Annotated in this window: 3 protein-coding genes; all 3 read left to right on the forward strand. The window is 68.7% G+C overall.

Annotation, left to right across the window (positions count from 1 at the left end; genetic code table 11):
• Positions 1–333: energy transducer TonB (locus MXAZACID_RS15445; RefSeq protein ID WP_008495428.1), on the forward strand; the 333-nt coding region annotated here is incomplete at its 5' end.
• A 36-nt stretch (positions 334–369) separates the two neighbouring features.
• Positions 370–1386, forward strand: a complete 1017-nt coding sequence (locus MXAZACID_RS15450) for an ABC transporter substrate-binding protein (RefSeq protein WP_008495430.1) — start codon at positions 370–372, stop codon at positions 1384–1386.
• On the forward strand, positions 1383–2131 hold a 749-nt coding region (locus tag MXAZACID_RS15455), incomplete at its 3' end, for an ABC transporter permease subunit (RefSeq protein ID WP_008495431.1). The genes MXAZACID_RS15450 and MXAZACID_RS15455, both read left to right, overlap by 4 nt.

Here is a 2131-nt window from a genome sequence, read left to right on the forward strand (position 1 = left end):
CCGCCCGCCCCGTCCCAGGGTGAGGTGGACGCCTTCCGCCTGGCGATGCGCAATGCCGTTCAGGGGGTGGCCAACCGCGTCTATCCGCAGGCCGCGCAGATGGCGCGTGAAGGCGGCACGCCCGAGATCACCTTCACCTATCGCAACGGTGTGGTGAGTGACATCGCCCTGGCACATTCCAGCGGCTTTCCGCTGCTCGACCAGGCGGCCCTGCAGGCCGCCCGCATCGCGCATTATCCGCCGCCGCCCGCGGGCTTTTCCGGCCGGGTCTATGACGTCACCGTGGTCGTGATCTTCCGCCCCGGCGCCAGTCAGGATTTCGACGCCGACTGACCGGACGGATTGTTTCTCTCAAGGTAGCCCCCTCCCATGCGCAAGCTTATCGCGGCTGGCTTTGCCGCCATCATCCTGGTGATCGCCGGTGTGCTGCTATGGCCGTCCTCCAGCCCTGGTCTGGTGCTCTATAGCGGGCTGGATTACGGCCCCGCCGTCGCCGCCGCCTTCACCAAGGAGACCGGCATCAAGGTCAGCGCCATCAGGCTTTCCACCGGCAGCCTGCTGGCGCGCATCGTGGCGCAGGGCGGGCATCCGGATTGGGATATCGGCTGGTTCGACGGCGCCACCGCCGCCGCCGCGTTGGATGAGAAAGGCCTGCTGGCGCATGGCATGCCGGCCCCTTCCAAGCTCACCGCCACCGGCCAGAGCCTGCTTTCCGCCGATGGTGCTTTTGCGCCCACCGGCTTCACCCTGGCGGGCGTGTTCATCTCCGCCCCGGCGCGGCTGGCGAGCCCGCCCACCGGCTGGGACGCGCTGCGCAACGCGCCCTATCAGGGGCTGGTCGGGATGAACGATCCTTCGATTTCCGGCCCCACCTACCCGATGCTGGCGGGCATGCTCGCCCATGCCGGCGGCTGGCCGGAGGGGCAGGCTTATGTCGAGGCGCTGAAGGCCAACGGGCTGCATATGTTCGACGATAACGGCGCCACCCTGGCGGCACTGAAGGCGCAGGCGATCAGCCTGGCCATCGTGCAATCCTCCGCCGCGCTCTATTTCGCCGCGCATAATCCCGGCTATCAGATCACCGTTCCAAGCCCAGCCTATGTGCTGCCGAACGTGATGGTGGAAGCCAAGGGCGTCTCGGCCGCCAAGCGCCAGGAAATCGCCCGGTTCCTGGCCTTCGCCATGCGTCCGGACATCCAGAAGCTGCGCCAGGAAAAGGGCGGGCCGGATGGGAATTTCTGGCCGATCACCAATGACGCGCCGGCACCGCTGCCGGGCGCGCCGGCGCTTTCCGGCCTGAATATCGTGACGATTGACCCGGTCGTGTGGGGCAAGCTGGAAACCACCGTCAATGGCTGGTTCGCCCAGACGATGTCGGCGCGATGAGGCTGTTGCGCGGGGCGCTGCTCGCGCTCCTGGGGTTGCTGCTGGTCTATCCCCTGGCCCGCTTGCTGGCGATGGGGGTGGGGCAGGGGGCATCGCTGAGCTGGCGGCCGCTGCTGAACTCGGGTGGGCTGGCGGTGCTGACGGGGTGTGTGGCGGCCCCCGCCGGGGCGGCGCTGGCGCTGGCGCTGGAGCGGTTCTCCGGCCGGCTGGTCGGCCTGCTGGGGCTGGGCTTGTGGTTGCTCTTCATCATGCCCGGCTATGTGCTGACCACCGGCTGGCTGATCCTGTTCAGCCATCCGCAGATGCGCCACTCTGCCTTTGGCCACGCCTTCCTGGGCGCTGGCGGCCTGGCCTTCCTGTATCTGGTCAAGGCGCTGCCGTTTTCGGTGTTCGTCGCCCGCGCCACCTATGCCGGGGCCGGGGCCTCGCTGCGGGAGGCGGCGCTGGTGCTGCGGCTGCCGCGCTGGCGCCGGCTGGGGCTGGGCCTGCGTCTGGCACTGCCGGCGATGGCGGCTGGCTTCACCATTGCCGCGATCGAGACGATGCAGGATTTCTCGATTCCGGCGACCCTCGGCGTCACCGGTCAGGTGCCCGTGGTCACCTACAGCATCTATCAACGCCTCAACACCACGCCGGCTGATTTCGCCGGCGCCGCGCAGCTCTGCTGGTGGCTGATCGGCGCCGCGGCGATGCTGAGCCTGCTGCAGATGGCGGTGCAGCGCCGCTACCGGGCGGTGCTGGTGCA

Origin of the sequence: Acidocella sp. MX-AZ02, from assembly GCF_000306035.1 — a bacterium.
Lineage (GTDB): Bacteria > Pseudomonadota > Alphaproteobacteria > Acetobacterales > Acetobacteraceae > Acidocella > Acidocella facilis.

Coding starts and splice junctions, on each gene's coding strand:
- MXAZACID_RS15450 (WP_008495430.1), top strand. CDS start 370: ATGCGCAAGCTTATCGCGGCTGGCTTTGCCGCCATCATCCTGGTGATC.